The organism is Pseudomonas sp. AC083, assembly GCF_979253165.1.
This window is the reverse complement of record NZ_CEEDDH010000006.1, coordinates 22,429-43,447: the sequence shown is the minus strand read 5'-3', so window position 1 is coordinate 43,447 and position 21,019 is coordinate 22,429. Positions and strand designations below refer to the sequence as shown.

20 protein-coding genes are annotated in these 21,019 nt (G+C 59.9%); 15 read left to right on the top strand and 5 right to left on the bottom strand.

The features are described from left to right. Positions 1-126: 126 nt before the first annotated feature. Together AC0IXA_RS11695 and purT are read left to right on the top strand one after the other, a co-directional pair. Entirely contained in the window at positions 127-594 is a 468-nt protein-coding gene (locus tag AC0IXA_RS11695; RefSeq protein WP_016771544.1) for a VUT family protein, read from the top strand. Positions 595-694: 100 nt separating this feature from the next. Beyond that, positions 695-1,876: a formate-dependent phosphoribosylglycinamide formyltransferase gene (gene purT / locus AC0IXA_RS11690; protein ID WP_024011715.1), complete on the top strand. Its 1,182-nt coding sequence runs from the start codon at positions 695-697 to the stop codon at positions 1,874-1,876. Between the two features lie 98 nt (positions 1,877-1,974). Here the strand turns inward: purT and AC0IXA_RS11685 are convergent, their stop codons facing one another. The 3 genes from AC0IXA_RS11685 to AC0IXA_RS11675 all read right to left on the bottom strand — a co-directional run bounded on the left by AC0IXA_RS11685 (position 1,975) and on the right by AC0IXA_RS11675 (position 5,590). Further along, positions 1,975-3,291 carry an MFS transporter gene (locus tag AC0IXA_RS11685; RefSeq protein WP_122692785.1) on the bottom strand — a complete coding sequence of 439 codons (1,317 nt, stop codon included), beginning with the start codon at positions 3,289-3,291 and terminating at the stop codon, positions 1,975-1,977. 232 nt (positions 3,292-3,523) lie between these two features. Continuing rightward, entirely contained in the window at positions 3,524-4,765 is a 1,242-nt protein-coding gene (locus AC0IXA_RS11680; protein ID WP_471813131.1) for a CNNM domain-containing protein, read from the bottom strand. 12 nt (positions 4,766-4,777) lie between these two features. Further along, positions 4,778-5,590: a cytochrome C assembly family protein gene (locus AC0IXA_RS11675; RefSeq protein ID WP_016771539.1), complete on the bottom strand. Its 813-nt coding sequence runs from the start codon at positions 5,588-5,590 to the stop codon at positions 4,778-4,780. Positions 5,591-5,800: 210 nt separating this feature from the next. Here AC0IXA_RS11675 and ffh point away from each other — a divergent pair, with 210 nt between their 5' ends. From ffh to rplS, 5 genes are all read left to right on the top strand, one after another. Continuing rightward, a complete protein-coding gene (gene ffh, locus AC0IXA_RS11670) occupies positions 5,801-7,177 on the top strand; it encodes a signal recognition particle protein (protein WP_007967791.1) in 1,377 nt (458 codons plus the stop codon). A gap of 261 nt (positions 7,178-7,438) precedes the next feature. Further along, positions 7,439-7,690, top strand: coding sequence for a 30S ribosomal protein S16 (gene rpsP / locus AC0IXA_RS11665; protein WP_003185073.1), 252 nt, complete (start codon positions 7,439-7,441; stop codon positions 7,688-7,690). A 5-nt stretch (positions 7,691-7,695) separates the two neighbouring features. Then, entirely contained in the window at positions 7,696-8,232 is a 537-nt protein-coding gene (gene rimM, locus AC0IXA_RS11660; RefSeq protein ID WP_471813128.1) for a ribosome maturation factor RimM, read from the top strand. A 2-nt stretch (positions 8,233-8,234) separates the two neighbouring features. Further along, positions 8,235-8,987: a tRNA (guanosine(37)-N1)-methyltransferase TrmD gene (trmD, locus tag AC0IXA_RS11655; RefSeq protein ID WP_038860625.1), complete on the top strand. Its 753-nt coding sequence runs from the start codon at positions 8,235-8,237 to the stop codon at positions 8,985-8,987. A gap of 45 nt (positions 8,988-9,032) precedes the next feature. Then, a complete protein-coding gene (rplS, locus tag AC0IXA_RS11650; RefSeq protein WP_003175895.1) occupies positions 9,033-9,383 on the top strand; it encodes a 50S ribosomal protein L19 in 351 nt (116 codons plus the stop codon). Between the two features lie 165 nt (positions 9,384-9,548). Here the strand turns inward: rplS and AC0IXA_RS11645 are convergent, their stop codons facing one another. Next, positions 9,549-11,357 carry a cation:proton antiporter gene (locus tag AC0IXA_RS11645; RefSeq protein WP_471813123.1) on the bottom strand — a complete coding sequence of 603 codons (1,809 nt, stop codon included), beginning with the start codon at positions 11,355-11,357 and terminating at the stop codon, positions 9,549-9,551. A 108-nt stretch (positions 11,358-11,465) separates the two neighbouring features. Between AC0IXA_RS11645 and xerD the strand changes: the two genes are divergently transcribed. The 7 genes from xerD to AC0IXA_RS11610 all read left to right on the top strand — a co-directional run bounded on the left by xerD (position 11,466) and on the right by AC0IXA_RS11610 (position 18,875). Next, complete coding sequence (gene xerD / locus AC0IXA_RS11640) at positions 11,466-12,362, top strand: site-specific tyrosine recombinase XerD (RefSeq protein ID WP_186569435.1); 897 nt, start codon at positions 11,466-11,468, stop codon at positions 12,360-12,362. Between the two features lie 366 nt (positions 12,363-12,728). Beyond that, a complete protein-coding gene (gene dsbC, locus AC0IXA_RS11635) occupies positions 12,729-13,460 on the top strand; it encodes a bifunctional protein-disulfide isomerase/oxidoreductase DsbC (RefSeq protein WP_016771534.1) in 732 nt (243 codons plus the stop codon). A gap of 131 nt (positions 13,461-13,591) precedes the next feature. Then, entirely contained in the window at positions 13,592-14,896 is a 1,305-nt protein-coding gene (locus AC0IXA_RS11630; protein WP_471813120.1) for a homoserine dehydrogenase, read from the top strand. A 106-nt stretch (positions 14,897-15,002) separates the two neighbouring features. After that, a complete protein-coding gene (thrC, locus tag AC0IXA_RS11625; protein WP_471813118.1) occupies positions 15,003-16,412 on the top strand; it encodes a threonine synthase in 1,410 nt (469 codons plus the stop codon). Between the two features lie 120 nt (positions 16,413-16,532). Continuing rightward, a complete protein-coding gene (locus AC0IXA_RS11620) occupies positions 16,533-17,906 on the top strand; it encodes a transporter substrate-binding domain-containing protein (protein ID WP_471813116.1) in 1,374 nt (457 codons plus the stop codon). A gap of 117 nt (positions 17,907-18,023) precedes the next feature. Further along, entirely contained in the window at positions 18,024-18,431 is a 408-nt protein-coding gene (locus AC0IXA_RS11615) for a response regulator (RefSeq protein WP_016771531.1), read from the top strand. Positions 18,432-18,593: 162 nt separating this feature from the next. Then, entirely contained in the window at positions 18,594-18,875 is a 282-nt protein-coding gene (locus tag AC0IXA_RS11610) for a DUF3509 domain-containing protein (protein WP_016771530.1), read from the top strand. A 221-nt stretch (positions 18,876-19,096) separates the two neighbouring features. Here AC0IXA_RS11610 and AC0IXA_RS11605 read toward each other — a convergent pair whose 3' ends face one another. Continuing rightward, on the bottom strand, positions 19,097-20,296 hold the full coding sequence (locus AC0IXA_RS11605; protein WP_125918291.1) for a CaiB/BaiF CoA transferase family protein: 1,200 nt from the start codon (positions 20,294-20,296) through the stop codon (positions 19,097-19,099). Between the two features lie 146 nt (positions 20,297-20,442). Between AC0IXA_RS11605 and AC0IXA_RS11600 the strand changes: the two genes are divergently transcribed. Further along, entirely contained in the window at positions 20,443-20,985 is a 543-nt protein-coding gene (locus AC0IXA_RS11600; RefSeq protein WP_007908961.1) for a YaeQ family protein, read from the top strand. Positions 20,986-21,019: the final 34 nt, after the last annotated feature.

The following is a 21,019-nucleotide window of genomic DNA, read 5'->3' as shown; positions in this document are numbered from 1 at the left end:
CCACCTTGAAAATGCGTTCCACTGTGGGAGCGAGCTTGCTCGCGAAGACGTCGGTCCTGTCACCGCACCTATTGGCGCAATACCAGCGCTCAAGTAACCTGTGCGCCACATTTACAGGCCGCCCCCATGATCTTCCTCATCGCCTACATCAGCAGCGTCGTGCTGATCAACTTCGCCTTTTCCACCGCACCGCACCTGGACATCATCTGGTCGGCCTGGGGCGGCCTGGTGTTCGTGCTGCGTGACATGGTGCAAACGCGCTTCGGTCATGGCGCGATCGTGGCGATGCTGGCGGCGCTGGTGCTCTCCTACATCACGTCCGACCCTTCCATCGCGCTGGCCAGCGCCACGGCGTTCGCGGTCTCCGAGTGCATCGACTGGCTGGTGTTCAGCATTACCAAGCGGCCGTTGCGTGATCGACTGTGGATCAGTTCGGCGCTGAGCATTCCACTGGATACCTTCATCTTCTTCGGCATGATCGACGCCTTGACGCCGCCGGTGATCATCACCGCGCTGGCCTCCAAGTTTGCCGGCGTCACCGCGGTCTGGCTGATCATGGCCTGGCGTGATCGCAAACAGGCTGTCGCCAGCTGAAGCCAAACCCTCGGGTTCATGTAAAATGCCGCGCTTTCTCCCCATGGAAAGCGCACCTGCGTGGCTTTCCTCGATGATCCGCTTCCTTTGAGGACCTGAGATGACCCGTATCGGAACTCCATTGTCGCCAACCGCGACCCGCGTATTGCTGTGTGGCTGTGGTGAGTTGGGCAAGGAAGTGGTAATCGAACTGCAGCGCCTGGGCGTTGAAGTGATTGCCGTCGACCGCTACGCCAACGCGCCGGCCATGCAAGTCGCCCATCGCAGCCACGTGATCAACATGCTCGACGGCGCTGCTCTGCGTGCAGTGATCGAAGCCGAGAAGCCGCACTTCATCGTGCCGGAAATCGAAGCCATCGCTACCGCCACGCTGGTCGAGCTGGAAGCCGAAGGCTTCACCGTGATTCCGACCGCGCGTGCGGCGCAACTGACCATGAACCGCGAAGGTATTCGTCGTCTGGCTGCCGAGGAGTTGGACCTGCCGACTTCGCCGTACCACTTTGCCGACACCTTCGAGGACTACAGCAAAGCCGTTCAGGACCTGGGTTTCCCTTGCGTGGTCAAGCCAGTGATGAGTTCGTCGGGCAAGGGCCAGAGCCTGTTGCGCAGCGCCGATGACGTACAGAAAGCCTGGGATTACGCGCAAGAGGGCGGACGCGCCGGCAAAGGTCGGGTGATCATCGAAGGCTTCATCGACTTTGACTACGAAATCACCCTGCTGACCGTGCGCCACATTGGCGGCACCACGTTCTGCGCACCGGTCGGTCACCGTCAGGAGAAGGGCGACTATCAGGAATCCTGGCAGCCGCAGGCCATGAGCCCGATTGCTCTGGCTGAATCCGAGCGCGTTGCCAAAGCAGTCACTGAAGCGCTGGGTGGCCGTGGTCTGTTCGGCGTCGAGCTGTTCATCAAAGGCGATCAGGTGTGGTTCAGCGAAGTCTCGCCACGGCCGCATGACACCGGGCTGGTGACGCTGATCTCTCAGGATCTGTCGCAGTTCGCTCTGCATGCCCGCGCCATTCTTGGCCTGCCGGTACCGCTGATCCGTCAGTTCGGTCCGTCGGCGTCGGCCGTGATTCTGGTGGAAGGCCAGTCGACCCAGACTGCATTCGCCAATCTGGGCGCTGCGTTGAGCGAGCCGGACACCGCGCTGCGTCTGTTCGGCAAGCCGGAAGTGAACGGTCAGCGCCGCATGGGCGTGGCGCTGGCCCGTGATGAGTCGATCGAGGCCGCACGCGCCAAAGCGACCCGTGCGTCGCAGGCGGTTGTTGTCGAGCTGTAAACCGGGTCGCGGCAGCTATTCGCGAGCAGGCTCGCTCCCACATTTGGAATGCATTTCCCTGTGGGAGCGAGCCTGCTCGCGAAGCTTTTGATCTTCTGTCAGGCAACCTGATTCAGATCGTTATTGCGCGTCTCCTTCAAGCACAAGACCGCAATCAGACTCAACACCGCCGCCGCCGACACATACCCGCCGACATAACTCAACCCACCCATCGCCACCAGTTTCTGCGCAAAGAACGGCGCCGCCGAGGCCCCGACGATGCCGCCCAGGTTGTACGCCGCTGAAGCGCCGGTATAACGCACGTGGGTCGGAAACAGCTCAGGCAACAGCGCGCCCATCGGTGCGAATGTCACGCCCATCAAAAACAACTCGATGCACAGAAACAGCGCCACGCCCCAGGTCGAGCCCTGCGTCAGCAATGGCTCCATGAGAAATCCGGACAGAATCGCCAGCACGCCACCGATGATCAGCACCGGTTTGCGCCCGTAACGGTCGCTGGCCCAGGCCGACAAAGGCGTCGCGGCGGCCATGAACAACACGGCAAAGCACAGCAGGCCAAGGAAAGTCTCGCGGCTGTAACCCAGCGTCGATACGCCATAGCTCAGGGAAAACACCGTCGAGATATAGAACAGTGCATAGCAGACCACCATCGCCGCCGCCCCGAGCAGGGTCGGCGCCCAGTATTGGCTGAACAACTCGACCAGCGGCACCTTGACTCGCTCCTGACGGGCGATCGCATTGGCGAACACTGGCGTTTCATGCAATTTCAGGCGCACATACAGGCCGACCATCACCAGCGCCGCACTGAGCAGAAACGGAATACGCCAGCCCCAACTGCGGAACTGTTCGTCATCCAAGGTCATGGCCAAGGTCAGGAACAGGCCGTTGGCCGCAAGAAAACCAATCGATGGCCCGAGCTGCGGAAACATGCCGAACCAGGCGCGTTTGCCCTTCGGCGCGTTTTCCGTGGCCAGCAGCGCTGCGCCGCCCCATTCGCCGCCAAGGCCCAGGCCCTGACCGAAACGCAGCACGCACAGGAGAATCGGCGCCCAGGCACCAATGCTGTCGTAGCCCGGCAACACGCCAATCAAGGTGGTGCACACGCCCATCAACAGCAGTGAGGCGACCAGCGTCGATTTACGGCCGATACGGTCGCCGAAGTGGCCAAACAGTGCCGAACCCAGTGGTCGGGCGAGGAAGGCAATGCCGAAAGTGAGAAAAGCGGAAAGCATCTGCGCCGTGCCGGAGGTCTGCGGAAAGAACACCGGCCCGATCACCAGCGCCGCAGCGGTGGCATAAACGTAGAAGTCGTAGAACTCGATGGCGGTGCCGATAAAGCTTGCCGTGGCCACGCGGGTGGCGGAATTGGTCGGCTGGGCAGGCGCGGTTTCGCTGTAAGCGGTTTGGGTCGTCATGCGGTGATCCCTGACAGTCATGAGCTCCAGTGGAGCGAATTATTATGGTCGAACACCCAGGGATGTGGGGTAGGGCGCGAGCGCTGTTTCGAGTAGGAACAGTCGTCGGTTTGCAGCGGAAACAGTCAGGATCCGGGCAGTGCCGGGTAGGCACAGGGATCGACGGCGCTTGGGTAAGCGCCTCGATTATAGGAAGGGGGCTAACGATCAAACAAGCGCAAACAATGCAGCTTTATCGAGCAGGCACCAGAGCAGGCACCGATGAGGTCAGCCAGATCAACACCTTGCTCACCCGGTTCTCCTCGGTCTCAAGGATTTCCAGTCGATAACGCCCGATCTTCAGGCACACCGCGCTTTCCGGAATGGTTTCCAGCGCTTCGGTGACCAGGCCGTTGAGCGTCTTCGGCCCGTCGCTCGGCAGGTGCCAGCCCAGGCACTTGTTCAGGTCGCGGATCGATGCGGCGCCATCGATCACCATACGCCCGTCGGCCTGGGGATGGATGTGCGGGTTGTCGAGGCTGTGCTCGCTTTCGAATTCGCCGACGATCTCTTCGAGAATGTCTTCAAGGGTGACGATGCCCAGCACTTCGCCGTATTCATCGACGACCATGCCGAGGCGGCGTTGCTGCTTGTGGAAATTCAGCAGTTGCAGTTGCAGCGGCGTGCTTTCCGGGACGAAGTAGGGCTCGTAGCTGGCGGCCAGCAGTGCCTCGCGGGTCAATCCGCCGTTGCTTAGCAAATGGCCGATCTGGCGGGTGTTGAGCACCGCTTCGACCTGATTGATGTCGCTGTGAAAAACCGGCAGACGCGTGCGCTTGTTCTCGCGCAGTTGCTCGATGATCTCTTCGATCGAATCGTCGAGGTTGATGCCGTCGACGTCACTGCGCGGCACCAGAATGTCGTTGACCGTGATGCTGTCCAGCGCATGAATGCCCGATACCGGGTGGGTGCGGACCGGATGGTCGTGATCATCGTCGTGATCGGCCGGCAACTCGTCCTCGCTCTGTTGCACCACCTGCGCCTTGCGCGTGAACGGGGTCATCAACAAAGCGCTGACCCGGCTGAACAGCCACGCGAACGGGTAGACGATTTTCATCGGCACGGTCAGCAGGGCATTGCCGAACGCCAGCACGGCATCCGGATAGCGCCGGGCCACGGTGCGCGGGAAATAATCGGCGAACACCAGCAGGATGCCACCGGCGCTAAGGCAGGCCGCCCACGGGCCGTTTTCTTCGCAGAGAAAAATCGCCAGCAGCGTCGCGATGATCACCGCGAGAGCGCGGCACAGGGTGTTGCAGAGGATCAGGCTGTCGAGCGGGAAGCTCAGCTTCGCCAGCGGTTTATCGCTGGCGCGCGAGGCGATACGTTGCGCGAGCAGGTGCTGCTGCGCGATTTCGACGGCGGTAAACAGCCCTGACCATAAAATCAGCAGGACAAATACCGCGAGCATCGGCCCTATGGGCAAACCGTCCATTTATGCCGCCCGTCAGATGTGCAGAATGTATTCACGAACCAGTTTGCTGCCGAAGTACGCCAGCATCAGCAGGCAGAAACCGGCGAGGGTCCAGCGAATCGCCTTGTGGCCACGCCAGCCCAGACGGTTGCGGCCCCACAACAGCACGCTGAAGACGATCCATGCCAGGCAGGCCAGCAGGGTCTTGTGCACCAAGTGCTGAGCGAACAGGTTCTCGACGAACAGCCAGCCGGAAATCAGCGACAGCGACAGTAGCGTCCAGCCGGCCCAGAGAAAGCCGAACAGCAGGCTTTCCATGGTTTGCAGGGGCGGGAAGTTCTTGATCAGCCCGGACGGGTGCTTGTGCTTGAGCTGATGGTCCTGAACCAGCAGCAGCAACGCCTGGAACACGGCGATGGTGAACATGCCGTAGGCGAGGATCGACAATAGAATGTGCGCGAGGATGCCCGGCTCTTCATCGATGATCTGCACCGTGCCGGTCGGCGCGAACTGCGCCAGCAATACCGTGATCGCACCCAGCGGGAACAGCAGCACCAGCAGGTTTTCCACCGGGATCCGCGAGCAGGCGAGCAAGGTCAGGGCAATCACCGCCGCGGCGATAAGGCTGGACGCGCTGAAGAAGTCCAGGCCGAGGCCGATCGGGGTCAATAGATGCGTGAGCAGGCTGGCGCCGTGGGCGAGCACGGCGAAGACGCCGAGGCTGACCAGCAGGCGCTTGTTCGCCTTGGCGCCGGTGGCCAGGCGGGTACTTTGATAGACGGTCGCAGCGGCATAGAGCAGGGCGGCGGCGAGGGTGGTCAGCAAACTGGGTGACAAGGGGAGCATAAATCCTGTTAGGCGAGCCCGAAAGGCGCTGAGTTTGGCATAGAACCGCCACGGCACGAAAGACTCCGCAAGCTGACGGCGAGGTGTCCGCCGGCCGCAGTCTTCGCTATAATCCGCGACCTGCCCACGCCGCAGGCTCGCCGAGCACATGTTGATTCCGGTCTGGGCCGCCATTATCCCGGTTCGTACAGGGCCTGAAAGGATCGCGCAATGTTTGAAAACTTAACCGACCGTCTCTCGCAGACGCTGCGCCATGTCACCGGCAAGGCCAAGCTGACCGAGGACAATATCAAAGACACCCTGCGTGAAGTGCGCATGGCGTTGCTCGAAGCTGACGTCGCATTGCCGGTGGTCAAGGACTTCGTCAATTCGGTCAAGGAGCGCGCTGTCGGCACCGAGGTGTCGCGCAGCCTGACGCCGGGCCAGGCATTCGTGAAGATCGTCCAGGCCGAACTCGAAAGCCTGATGGGCGCGGCCAACGAAGACCTCAACCTGAGCGCCGTTCCGCCAGCCGTGATTCTGATGGCCGGTCTGCAGGGCGCGGGTAAAACCACCACTGCCGGCAAACTGGCGCGCTTTCTTAAAGAGCGCAAGAAGAAGTCGGTCATGGTTGTTTCGGCGGACATCTACCGTCCGGCGGCGATCAAGCAGCTGGAAACCCTGGCCAACGACATCGGCGTGACGTTCTTCCCGTCCGACCTGAGCCAGAAGCCGGTCGACATCGCCAATGCGGCTATTAAAGAAGCCAAACTGAAATTCATCGACGTGGTTATCGTCGACACCGCCGGTCGTCTGCACATCGACGAAGAGATGATGGGCGAGATCAAGGCGCTGCACGCGGCGATCAACCCGGTCGAAACCCTGTTCGTGGTCGACGCCATGACCGGTCAGGACGCCGCCAACACGGCCAAGGCCTTTGGCGATGCGCTGCCGCTGACCGGTGTGATCCTGACCAAGGTCGATGGCGACGCCCGTGGCGGTGCCGCGCTGTCGGTGCGCGCCATCACCGGCAAGCCGATCAAGTTCATCGGTATGGGCGAGAAGAGCGAAGCGCTCGATCCGTTCCACCCTGAGCGTATCGCCTCGCGGATCCTTGGCATGGGCGACGTGCTCAGCCTGATCGAGCAGGCCGAAGCGACGCTGGACAAGGACAAGGCCGACAAACTGGCCAAGAAGCTGAAGAAGGGCAAGGGCTTCGACCTCGAAGACTTCCGCGATCAGCTGCAACAGATGAAGAACATGGGCGGCCTCGGCGGGCTCATGGACAAACTGCCGAGCATCGGCGGTGTCAACCTGTCGCAAATGGGCAATGCCCAGAACGCCGCAGAGAAGCAGTTCAAGCAGATGGAAGCCATCATCAATTCCATGACCCCGGCCGAGCGCCGCGACCCTGAGCTGATCAGCGGTTCGCGCAAGCGCCGGATCGCCATGGGTTCCGGCACGCAAGTGCAGGACATCGGTCGCTTGATCAAGCAGCACAAGCAGATGCAGAAGATGATGAAGAAATTCACCGCCAAGGGCGGTATGGCAAAAATGATGCGCGGCATGGGCGGTATGTTGCCCGGCGGCGGCATGCCGAAAATGTGAGACAGGACACCAAGACTTCGCCGGTCGTCGCACCGGCGCAGACCCTGCAAGGACGCAGGATCAACAGCAAACCCGCACTCGGCGGGAGCTGACTGGCCGTTTTTATCGACGGCTCTCTATGCAAATCCGCACGGCATGCCATGGGCGCCGGAAAAAGTCATTTGCAAAAGTCCGGATATTCCTTAGAATATGCGGCCTTTCGGGCACCCATGCCCGCTGTGCATTTAGATTTGCAGCACCGACTACAGGAACGATGTTCACATGCTAACAATCCGTCTTGCCCTTGGCGGCTCCAAAAAGCGCCCGTTTTACCACCTGACCGTAACCGACTCGCGTAACCCGCGTGACGGCTCCCACAAAGAACAGGTTGGTTTCTTCAACCCTGTTGCCCGTGGTCAGGAAATCCGTCTGTCCGTGAACCAAGAACGCGTTGCCTACTGGCTGAGCGTTGGTGCACAACCTTCTGAGCGCGTTGCTCAGTTGTTGAAGGAATCTGCCAAGGCTGCGGCCTGAGCAATATGAACGCGACGCCAGCCCCTGCCGATGATTTGATCGTTATTGGCAAAATTTATTCTGTTCATGGCGTTCGCGGCGAAGTGAAGGTTTATTCCTTTACTGATCCGACTGAAAACCTGTTGCAGTACAAAACCTGGACGCTCAAGCGCGAAGGCAATGTCAAACAGGTCGAGCTGGTCAGTGGACGCGGGAGCGACAAGTTCCTGGTCGCCAAGCTCAAGGGTCTCGATGATCGTGAAGAAGCTCGTCTTCTGGCCGGTTATGAGATCTGCGTGCCGCGCAACCTGTTCGCTGAATTGACCGAAGGCGAGTACTACTGGCACCAGCTGGAAGGTCTGAAGGTCATCGACACCCTTGGGCAACTGCTCGGGAAAATCGATCATCTTCTGGAAACCGGCGCCAATGATGTAATGGTCGTCAAGCCTTGCGCTGGCAGCCTGGATGATCGCGAACGCCTGTTGCCCTATACGGAGCAATGCGTGTTGGCCGTCGACCTGGAAGCGGGCGAGATGAAGGTGGATTGGGACGCGGACTTCTGAACGTGGCTAACTTGCGCGTAGAAGTGATCAGTTTGTTTCCCGAGATGTTTTCCGCCATTGGCGATTACGGCATCACCAGTCGTGCGGTCAAACAGGGGCTCTTGCAGCTGACCTGTTGGAATCCGCGAGATTACACGACGGATCGGCATCACACTGTGGACGATCGCCCGTTTGGCGGTGGTCCGGGCATGGTGATGAAGATCAAGCCCCTGGAAGATGCACTGGCTCAGGCCAAGGCAGCAGCCGGGGAGGCGGCGAAGGTGATTTACCTGTCCCCCCAAGGCCGTCAACTGACTCAGTCGGCGGTACGCGAGCTGGCACAATCGGATGCATTGATCCTGATTGCCGGCCGCTACGAAGGCATTGACGAGCGCTTTATTGAGGCTCATGTCGATGAAGAGTGGTCGATTGGCGACTATGTACTGTCTGGCGGCGAGCTGCCGGCCATGGTCCTGATCGATGCGGTTACACGACTGCTGCCTGGAGCTTTAGGGCATGCGGATTCCGCTGAGGAAGATTCCTTTACGGATGGTCTGCTGGATTGCCCGCACTACACCCGACCGGAGGTGTATGCGGATCAGCGTGTTCCCGACGTGTTGCTGAGTGGCAATCACGCGCATATCCGGCGTTGGCGTTTACAGCAGTCCCTTGGTCGGACCTATGAACGACGCGCCGATCTTCTGGAAAGCCGCTCGCTTTCTGGAGAAGAGAAGAAGCTGCTCGAGGAATACATCCGCGAGCGGGACGATAGTTAACAACGTATCGATGGTAGATCGAACGATTTACCTTAGGAGCACAGCATGACCAACAAAATCATCCTTGCACTCGAAGCAGAGCAGATGACCAAAGAAATCCCTACCTTCGCCCCAGGCGACACTATTGTCGTTCAGGTGAAAGTGAAGGAAGGCGATCGTTCCCGTCTGCAAGCGTTCGAAGGCGTTGTAATCGCCAAGCGTAACCGCGGCGTGAACAGTGCGTTCACCGTTCGTAAAATCTCCAACGGTGTTGGCGTAGAACGTACTTTCCAGACCTACTCCCCGCAGATCGACAGCATGGCTGTCAAACGTCGCGGTGACGTACGTAAAGCCAAGCTGTACTACCTGCGCGACCTGTCGGGTAAAGCAGCACGCATCAAGGAAAAACTGGCTTAAGCCCAGCTTCCGATGCAGAAAAAAGCAGCCTACGGGCTGCTTTTTTGTTGCCTGCGATTTGCGCTACAAAGATCTTCTGTCCGTGACCGAGTCGCGGCCTTCGCGAGCAGGCTCGCTCCCACAGGAATTCAAATGTGGGAGCGAGCCTGCTCGCGAATCGCTCTGTCAGGCGCTGGAACCTTGCGGTTGAATCAACGCCAGCAACGTCCACCCCGCACCCGGCTTCAACGCCGTTTCCGGTGTCACCACATGCACCCAGCCGCTGTCATCACGCATGAACAGCAGCGTCGCGCGATTGCCGTGCAGCGCTTGGTAGTCCTCCCAGCCGAAGCCGTCCGTCAATGTCGTGCTGTAGAGCTCCGCTCCCTGGCCCATCTGGCCGGCCAGTTTCGAATAGGTCAGTGCCTCACTGCCCAGTTGATTGCCCCGGTGTTCCAGGCTTGCGCGGTGCTTGTCGCTGCGGCGGCTTTCATGGCCGCTGGCCAGACCGAACAGGCGCTGATGACCGAAGTCATGACGAAAGCGCATCGCCGCCAATGTGTTCAGCTCGCCCGACGGTGACAGTGCCAGCAAATGCCCCAACCCCACCAGATCCAGATGCGCGTCGGCATGCTGCGACGCCGGGTTGCCGAAATAGGTCGGCAAGCCTTCCATACGTGCCGCGCGGATATTCTCCCAGCTCGAATCGGTCAGCAGCACGCGACTGCCCAGTTGCTGCAGCGACTTGCCCAATTCACGAGCCGGGCCATTGGCACCAACGATCAGAAAACCGCTCGGTGCCGGTTCGGCGACCTTTAACAGCCGTGCCAGCGGTCGCGCCGTTGCGCTTTGCAAAACCACGGTGCCGATGATTACCGCAAAGGTCAGCGGCACCAGGAGCAGGGCGCCTTCATGTCCGGATTCATCCAGGCGAATCGCGAAAATCGCCGAGACTGCCGCAGCGACGATTCCGCGCGGCGCGATCCAGCACAGCAACGCTCGTTCACGCCAGCTGAGACTGGAACCGGCGGTGCTGAGCAAAACATTCAACGGACGGGCGATCAGTTGGATCACCAACAGCAGAATCAACACCAGCGGTCCCAGACCGATCAAAGCGTCCAGGTCCAGGCGCGCCGCGAGCAGAATGAACAGTCCGGAAATCAGCAACACGCTGAGGTTTTCCTTGAAGTGCAGAATGTGCCGCACGTCCACGCCTTTCATGTTGGCCAGCCACATGCCCATCAGCGTCACCGCCAGCAGGCCGGACTCATGCATCACTTGGTTGGCACCGATGAAAATCGCCAGCACCGCTGCCAGCGAGGCCAGGTTATGCAAGTATTCCGGCAGCCACTGGCGCCGGATCACCGTCCCCAACAGCCAGCCACCGACGACACCAAACGCGGCGCCGCAGAGGATCACCCCGCCAAAGGTGAAGAGGCTTTGCTTGAGGCCATGGCCTTCAGCGCTGGCGATGATGAAGCTGTACACCACGACCGCGAGCAGCGCGCCGATTGGATCAATGACGATGCCTTCCCAGCGCAGGATGTTGGCGATCGAAGCTTTTGGCCGCACCACCCGCAGCATCGGCACGATCACGGTCGGACCGGTGACCAGCGTCAGGCTGCCAAACAGAATCGCCAGCATCCAGTCGAAACCGAGCAGAAAGTGCGTGGCAACCGCGATGACGATCCAGGTCGAGATCGCACCGAGGGTCACCAGGCGATGGACGACGCTGCCAATTTCTTTCCATTCCGACAGGTGCAGGGTCAGGCTGCCCTCGAACAGGATCAGCGCCACCGCCAGCGACACCAGTGGCATCAGCAGCGGGCCGAACATTTCCTGCGGGTCGAGCCAACCCAGCACCGGGCCGGCCAGAATGCCGGTCAGCAGCAAAAAAAGAATGGCTGGCAGCTTCAGGCGCCATGCCAGCCACTGACAACCCAGCGCCGCCGCGCCGATCCCGCCAAATGCCAAGAGAATTTGCTGCTCGTTCATTGATGCTCCCTGTTCCTTGATCTGGCTGGCTATGAAAGACTAGCGGCCATTCCCGTCGTTCACTGTCTATTTGCGCGCAGTGTTAAAAACCGCCTGCCCCGAGCACCCATGCCTGCCATCGACCATCCGCTGATTGATCAATTTCTCGACGCTTTATGGCTGGAGAAAGGCCTGTCCGACAACACCCGCGACGCCTATCGCAGCGACCTCGCGCTGTTCAACGGCTGGTTGCAGGAGAAAAATCTCGAGCTGATCAATGCCGGCCGCGAGTTGATCCTCGATCACCTGGCGTGGCGGCTGGAGCAAAACTACAAGCCGCGCTCGACGGCGAGATTTCTCTCCGGGGTGCGTGGCTTTTATCGCTATCTGCTGCGGGAAAAACTGATCAGCGTCGACCCGACGTTGCGCGTCGACATGCCGCAACTGGGTCGGCCGTTGCCCAAGTCGCTGTCGGAAGCCGATGTCGAAGCACTGCTCAAGGCACCGGACCTGAGTGAAGCCATCGGCCAGCGTGACCGCGCGATGCTGGAAGTGCTGTATGCCTGCGGCCTGCGCGTGACCGAACTGATCAGCTTGACGCTGGAGCAGGTCAACCTGCGCCAGGGCGTATTGCGGGTGATGGGCAAGGGCAGCAAGGAGCGTCTGGTGCCGATGGGCGAGGAGGCGATTGTCTGGGTCGAGCGCTATATGCGTGATGGTCGTGGCGAGTTGCTCGGTGGCCGCCCCAGCGATGTGCTGTTCCCCAGTCAGCGCGGCGAGCAGATGACCCGGCAGACGTTCTGGCATCGGATCAAGCATCAGGCCAAGGTCGCCGGGATCGGCAAGTCGCTGTCGCCGCACACCTTGCGCCACGCGTTTGCCACGCACCTGCTCAACCACGGCGCGGACTTGCGCGTGGTGCAGATGCTGCTCGGCCACAGCGACCTGTCTACGACGCAGATCTATACCCATGTCGCCCGCGCCCGCTTGCAGGACTTGCACGCGAAGCACCACCCACGCGGCTGACACATCCCATAATGTTGAAACACTGACCTCTGGCGAGGGGATTTATCCCCGTTCGGCTGCGCAGCAGTCGCAAACCCGGCTGGCTCGATTTTGACTGAAAGATCGCGGTGGATGGTTCAGGGCTGCTTCGCAACCCAGCGGGGATAAATCCCCTCGCCACAATAATGTGTGTCAGCCACATGTGGTTGTGGGTCAGCTGTACAAGCATGAAGATGTGTCAGTTGCACATGAGTGTGTGGCGACAGGCGCATTCGGCCCTCGTGACCTTATGTGTTAGGCTTTGCCGGTTTGCACGATGGACGGTTATGACCCGGTGTTTCGCACGGGCGTTCTGACCGTTTCATTGGCCCGCCCTCAGGAGTACTCATGCGTCTGACCCAGATTTTCGCCGCCGCCGCCATTGCGTTGGTGAGCACCTTTGCCGTCGCCGACGACGCGGCTGACAAAGCCATTCGTCAAAGCCTGGAAAAACTCGAACTCGAGGTTCCGGTCGAGAGCATCAGTGCCAGCCCGTTGCCTGGCATGTACGAAGTCAAACTCAAAGGCAGCCGCGTGCTGTATGCCAGCGCCGATGGCCAGTACATCGTGCAGGGCAACCTGTATCAGCTCGCGAATGGCAAACCGGTCAACCTGACCGAGAAGACCGAACGCCTGGGCATTTCCAAACTGATCAATGCCATCCCGGTGGCCGAAACCGTGGTCTACCCGGCCGTGGGCGAGACCAAGTCGCACATCACCGTGTTCACCGACACCACCTGTCCGTACTGCCACAAACTGCATGCCGAAGTGCCCGAGCTGAACAAGCGCGGCATTGAAGTGCGCTACGTGGCGTTTCCGCGCCAGGGCCTGAATTCGCCGGGTGACGAGCAGCTGCAAGCAGTGTGGTGCTCGAAAGACAAGAAAGCCGCCATGGACAAAATGGTCGATGGCAAGGAAATCAAGGCCGCCAAGTGCGATAACCCGGTTTCCAAGCAATTCGCCCTCGGTCAGTCGATCGGCGTGAACGGTACACCGGCCATCGTTTTGGCCGACGGCCAGGTCATTCCGGGCTACCAGCCGGCGCCACAAGTCGCCAAACTGGCGCTGGGCGCGAAGTAATTCGCATCGTCACGGGCAACCGTTGACGATCGTGGTCCGGCAGCAGCAGCGCCGGGCCATCAACAGAGAGCCGCGAGCACGCGGTTGTTTTCCGGCCGACCCTGTGTCGGCCGTTTCATGGGGAGTTCACAGTGAATCCGGTCAAAGTAGGCATCTGTGGGTTAGGGACCGTCGGTGGCGGTACCTTCAACGTACTTCAGCGCAACGCCGAGGAAATTGCTCGTCGTGCCGGGCGTGGAATCGAAGTGGCACAAATTGCCACGCGCACGCCAAAGCCTCAGTTCCAGACGACCGGTATTGCGATTACCAACGATGTCTTCGAAGTGGCCACGAACCCTGAGATCGACATCGTCATAGAGCTGATGGGCGGCTACACCGTTGCCCGCGAGCTGGTACTCAAGGCCATCGAGAATGGCAAGCATGTGGTCACCGCGAACAAGGCGCTGATAGCCGTTCACGGTAATGAGATTTTCGCCAAGGCACGCGAGAAAGGCGTGATCGTGGCATTCGAAGCGGCGGTGGCCGGTGGCATTCCGGTGATCAAGGCGATCCGCGAAGGCCTGTCCGCCAACCGCATCAACTGGGTTGCCGGGATCATCAACGGCACCGGCAACTTCATCCTCACCGAAATGCGCGAAAAAGGTCGTACGTTCGAAGACGTGCTCGCCGAAGCGCAAGCGCTCGGTTACGCCGAAGCCGACCCGACCTTCGATGTCGAAGGCATCGATGCGGCGCACAAGCTGACCATTCTGGCATCGATTGCCTTCGGCATTCCGCTGCAATTCGACAAGGCTTATACCGAAGGCATCACCAAACTGACCACTGCCGACGTCAACTACGCCGAAGCGCTGGGCTATCGCATCAAGCACCTCGGTGTGGCACGCAGCACTGACGCCGGCATCGAGTTGCGCGTGCACCCGACGCTGATTCCGGCCGATCGCCTGATCGCCAACGTCAACGGCGTGATGAACGCAGTGATGGTCAACGGCGACGCCGCCGGTTCGACGCTGTTCTATGGTGCCGGCGCTGGCATGGAGCCGACCGCCTCCTCGGTGATCGCCGACCTGGTCGACGTGGTTCGCGTGATGACTTCCGACCCGGAAAACCGTGTGCCGCACCTGGCCTTCCAGCCGGACTCGCTGTCGGCGCATCCGATCCTGCCGATCGAAGCGTGCGAAAGCGCTTACTACCTGCGCATTCACGCCAAGGATCATCCGGGCGTACTGGCGCAGGTGGCGAGCATCCTGTCGGAGCGCGGCATCAATATCGAATCGATCATGCAGAAGGAAGTCGAAGAGCATGACGGCCTGGTGCCGATGATCCTGCTGACCCACCGCGTGATCGAGCAGCGCATCAACGATGCGATCACCGCGCTGGAAGCACTTGCTGGCGTCGACGGCCCGGTTGTACGGATCCGTGTCGAACATTTGAACTAAAAGCAGCGGCAAGCTTCGAGCTGCAAGCGGCAAGAGAGAAGCAGTCTGGCTTTTACTTGCGACTTGCAGCTTGCAGCTTGCAGCTCAAACCGAAGGTTTGAAAAAAATGCGATATATCAGTACTCGCGGCCACGCCCCGGCCCTGAATTTCGAAGAGGTCCTGCTGGCCGGTCTGGCGACCGATGGCGGTCTGTACGTCCCGGAAAACCTGCCACGTTTCACTCAGGAAGAAATCGCTTCCTGGGCCGGCCTGCCGTATCACGAGCTGGCCTTCCGGGTGATGCGCCCGTTTGTCACCGGCAGCATTCCGGATGCCGATTTCAAGAAAATTCTCGAAGAAACCTACGGCGTGTTCGCCCACAGCGCCGTTGCGCCACTGCGTCAGTTGAACAGTAATGAATGGGTGCTTGAGCTGTTCCACGGCCCGACCCTGGCGTTCAAGGACTTCGCCCTGCAACTGCTCGGTCGCCTGCTCGATTACGTGCTGGAAAAGCGCGGCGAGCGCGTGGTGATTGTCGGTGCCACCTCTGGTGACACCGGTTCTGCGGCCATCGAAGGCTGCAAGCACTGCGAAAACGTCGACATCTTCATCCTGCACCCGCATCAGCGTGTATCGGAAGTGCAGCGTCGGCAGATGACAACGATCTTCGGCGAGAACATCCACAACATCGCCATCGAAGGCAACTTCGATGACTGCCAGGAAATGGTCAAGAACAGCTTCGCCGACCAGAGCTTCCTCAAAGGCACGCGTCTGGTGGCGGTGAACTCGATCAACTGGGCGCGGATCATGGCCCAGATCGTTTACTACTTTCATGCGTCCCTGCAGTTGGGCGGTCCGGCGCGTTCGGTGTCGTTCTCGGTACCGACCGGCAACTTCGGCGACATCTTCGCCGGTTACCTGGCGCGCAACATGGGCCTGCCGATCAACCAGTTGATCGTCGCGACCAACCGCAACGACATCCTGCACCGCTTCATGAGCGGCAACCAGTACGTCAAGGAAACCCTGCACGCAACGCTGTCGCCGTCGATGGACATCATGGTGTCCTCGAACTTCGAGCGCCTGCTGTTCGACCTGCACGGGCGTAACGGTGCGGCGATTGCCGGCCTGATGGACTCGTTCAAAAAGGACGGCAGTTTCAGCGTCGAGCAGGAACGCTGGACCGAAGCACGCAAGCTGTTCGATTCGCTGGCGGTGGACGATGCGCTGACCTGCGAAACCATCGCCGACGTCTACGAGCAAACCGGTGAGGTGCTCGACCCGCACACTGCCATCGGTGTGAAAGCCGCGCGCGAATGCCGTCGCAGCCTGGATATCCCGATGGTCATTCTGGGTACTGCCCATCCGGTCAAGTTTCCTGAGGCAGTGGAGAAAGCGGGTGTAGGAAAAGCGCTCGAACTACCTGCACATCTTTCTGATTTGTTTGAGCGAAACGAGCGCTGCACGGTTCTGCCAAACGACCTGAAAGCCGTGCAAGCCTTTGTCAGCCAGCATGGCAACCGCGGCAAGCCGCTCTAAGCCAGTAAAAGCTGTCACATTTTGAAGCCCGTCTCCTGACGGGCTTTTTTGTTTCTGCTGCCACACTGCTCGGGTTTTCACCCACGAAGGACGGGTGAGTCGATCACGAAGGAAATGGCAATGCTGTTTTACAGAGGTTTGAAACCGGCACTGGGCTGGTTGTTTTTGTTGGCGGTGCTGGGGTGGACACACAGCGGCGTGGCAGCGCAAATGGCACTCGATCAGGCCAATGCGTCAGCCAGTGTCCAGGCTATTGAGCTGGATGCGCACGAGCAGCAATGGATACGTGACAACCCCAGAGTGACGGTGGCATCGGTGCAATATCCGTTGTACCTGTTTCAGGACGAACATGGCCAGTGGAGCGGTCTGAACAACGATGTGCTCAAGCGCGTCAGCGCAATGACCGGCCTGCAATTCGAGCACCAGGAATCGTTCTCTACCGACCATATGCTCGATCGCCTGCAAAGCGGGATCGCGGACATCAGTACGACCTTGGCCATGAGTGATGATCGCAAGGCGTTTCTCGATTTCAGTCATGCTTTTGGAGGGGCAGGCTGGGTTTTTGTCGGACATGCCAATACCCCGCGGGTGGAGTCTTTCGAGCAACTGGCCAAGCGCGTTCTGGTGCTGCCCGCCCGTCATGCCCTGGAGGATGCGATTCGGCGCGACTATCCGTCGATTGAAATACGCTCGGTGAAAACCTACGCCGAAGCGCGGGCTCTGGTCGAGAGCAGTGAAGCCTACGCAACCATCGAAAACGAAATCGGCGCGCAGCTCTATCCGTTGGGCATGCTCAAGGTCGGTGCCCTGGTAGAGGGCAAGTGGGAAGCCGATCATCTGGCTGTACGAAAAGGCATGCCGCAACTACTGAGTATTCTCAACAAGGCGCTGGAAGCGTTTCCTGCGGCGGAGTTGCGGGCGATGCGTCTCAAGTGGCTGGCAGGCGTTTCGCCGCCGCCCGTGCCCTCCGTCTGGGAACGGCTGGTCGAGTGGGCATGTTGGGCGATGGGGGTAATCGGCGTTTTCGGAATGCTGTCGCTGGTGTGGAACAGGCGTCTGGCAGCCGTAATCAAGCTGCGCTGCGCAGCGGAAAAGGAGCTGGGTGATCAACTGGCCTTTCAGCACGCCCTGATCGATTCGATGCCGGATCCGGTGTTTGTCCGTGATCTGCACGGGCGCTTGATCATCTGCAATCGCAGTTACGAGGAAGCACTGTCGGTGCGCCTGGACCAGATGCAGGGTCGCCTGCTGATCGAAGTCGATGCGTTTCCAGAAGCCACTGCGCGGATGCTGCACGACGAATTCATCGCCCAGTTGCAGACCCGCAAGTCGCGCTTCAGCAAACGGCAGCTGCTGTTCAAGGGCGGGTCTCGCGAGGTGTATCAGTGGACCGTGCCGTTTTACAGCGGTGACGGTAAATTGCGCGGCCTGTTGGGTGGCTGGACCGACATCACTCAGCGCAGGACCGAGAGCGGGTGTCGCTGTCTGCAGTAAAGAAGGGAAATGTCCTGCAAGACGCGGCTACTTTTCTGATGGGAGGCTTAAGACGCCTGCCCTAGAGTGAACGACAACTGCGGTGAGAGTCCGCGATGATCGCTCCAGAGGTCGCCCATGCGCTCGCTTAAAGTCCTGATTCTTGAACCCAACCCGTTCCAGCTGATGGCATTGCATCAAATGCTCAATGCCATCGGCATCTACGATGTATTGACCGCGCCTTCGCTGGCGTCAGCCTTGAGTTCACTGGGACATCGCGGCGCGGTCGATATCGCCATTTGCGATCCGCAGCTCAAAGGTGGCGATGGGCTGGCTTTGATTCATCACCTGGCGGCGCACCATGAGGCGCGTGCCCTGATTCTGCTGGGCTCGGTCGCGCAGAGTTTGATGAGTGATCTGGAGCCGCTGCTCCGCCAGCAACGCCTGCGCCTGCTGGGACGGCTGCAAACGCCGGTTTCGGCGGTGTTGATGAGAGGTCTGCTGGACAGTTATCTGATCACCCCGCAGGAGCTCATCGAGGCCTGAAACCGGCGAATATTTTTCTGTCATCTTCGCCGTGCATGCTCTGTCAGACGCGGACCCGCAAGGTCGGGACGCGACAGGCAGAACTTTCTTCTCGGGCCGGTGGTCATTTAATGTGAACACGCCCCAGGCACTGTGTTTTCGGACTATTGAGTGGAGATCGAGATGGAAAGTATCAGTCTATTGCTCGGTGAGGCTCTGAGCCCGTATCAGGTGACGCTGACCCCTCGCGGCAGCCATGGTGAATGTCTGGTGACGCTGAAGAACAGCAGCGGCGCCATTGTGGTGGAACGCGAATTCAATCAGGCCCAGTTGAGCGACAAGCGCTTGCTGACCGACGTGGTGGACGGCCTGCACCGTGACGTGATGATCGCCGAAGGGCGGCTGGAACCCTGCGTCATTGCGGCGTTGCGCAATGCAGCTCTGGACAAGCGTCCGGCCCTGTAAAGATGAAATATTTTTTGTGGGAACCTTCCTGCATCCCTGTCAGTCAGAGCCCATAACAGCAGGATCAAGCATTGTGCTCCGGTGCTTGTCGCTTGCTGCTACGGGTCTCGAAGCAGACCCCGTTTAACCCCGAGTCGTCTCCCCACTTCTCGGGGTTTCTTTTGCCCGGCGTTTGCGCAATGCGCGGCTATTGCTCGAAAAAGCCAAGCGCCCGGCGCTGCTCAGATGGCCCCGTCTTCACGCAGCCGAGCGATTTGCGCCGCGTCGTAGCCCAGATCGCCAAGCACCTGCGCATTGTGTTCGCCCAACTGCGGCCCGACCCATTCGGATGAACCTGGGGTTTCGGAAAGTTTCGGCACGATGCCGGGCATCTTGAAGTCCTTGCCGTCCGGCAGCTTGGCATGCAGGAACATCTCGCGCGCCAGATATTGCGGATCGTTGAACATGTCCTCGGCGCTGAAGATCCGGCTGACCGGTACGTCGGCCTGATTGAGCAAGTCGAGAACAGTCTGCAGTGGTAAGGAATTGACCCAGCGATCAATCACGCCATACAACTCGTCCCGGCGACTGTCACGCCCGTCGTTACTGGCCAGCTGCGGGTCGTTGGCAAGATCTTCGCGGCCAATCACGAGCATGAAGCGTTTGAAGATCGCATCACCGTTGGCACCGATCTGCACATGCTTGCCGTCGGCGCTGGTGTGGATCGAAGAGGGCGTGATGCCCGGCATGATGTTGCCGCTGCGCTCGCGGATGAAACCGAACACGTCGAACTCCGGCACCATGCTTTCCATCATCGCGAAGATAGCTTCATACAGCGCAACGTCGACTACTTGGCCCAGTCCGCCGTTGACCTCGCGATGACGCAGTGCCATCAACGCACCGATCACGCCCCACAGCGCGGCAATCGAATCACCGATGGAAATCCCGGTGCGCACCGGCGGCCGATCTTCGAAACCGGTGATATAACGCAAACCGCCCATGGATTCGCCGACCGCACCGAAACCTGGCTGGTCCTTCATCGGCCCGGTCTGACCGAAACCGGACAGGCGCACCATCACCAGTTTCGGATTCAGTGCGTGCAGGGTTTCCCAGCTCAGGCCGAGTTTTTCCAGGACGCCGGGGCGGAAGTTCTCGATAAGGATGTCGGCCTCGCCCAGCAGCTGTTTCAGGATCGCCAGACCGTCCGGGTGTTTCAGATTGAGGGTCAGCGACTTCTTGTTGCGCGCCTGGACGAACCACCACAACGAGGTGCCTTCGTACAATTTGCGCCACTTGCGCAGGGGATCGCCGCCGTCCGGCGACTCGATCTTGATCACCTCGGCGCCGAATTCGCCGCAAATGCGCGAGGCAAAAGGCCCGGCGATCAGCGTACCCAATTCAATGACTTTCAGACCCGAGAGCGGTTTGCTGGTGAACGGCATGCGAAATCCTGTAGGACAAGGCTGAACGGATACAGGGTTTTAACATAGCCGGCTGTCAGACGCCGCAGCTGGATTGCCATCAATTCGATGATTGCCTGTGGCATCGGTTAGACTTGCCGACTTTCCTCGTATCAAGAAGCCCGTTCATGGCCCAGCCGTCCACTACCTACAAATTCGAACTGAACCTCACCGACCTCGACCGCAGCGTCTACGAGAGCGTCAAGCAGACCATCGCCCGTCATCCTTCGGAGACCGAAGAACGCATGACTGTGCGGCTGCTGGCCTACGCGCTCTGGTACAACGAGCAGCTGTCGTTCGGCCGTGGTCTGTCAGACGTGGATGAACCGGCCTTGTGGGAAAAGAGCCTGGACGACCGTGTCCTGCACTGGATCGAAGTTGGCCAGCCGGATGCCGATCGCCTGACCTGGTGCTCGCGCCGCACCGAACGCACCAGCCTGCTGGCCTACGGCAGCCTGCGTGTGTGGGAAACCAAGGTGATCCCGGCGATCAAGAACCTGAAAAACGTCAACATCGCCGCCGTCCCGCAGGAAGTGCTGGAGACCCTGGCCAAGGACATGCCGCGCGTCATCAAGTGGGACGTGATGATCAGCGAAGGCACGATCTTCGTCACCGACGATCGCGGTCAGCACGAAGTCCAGTTGCAATGGCTGCAAGGTGAGCGCGGCTGAGGTCGCGACACCGCTGATATTTCCCACGAATCAA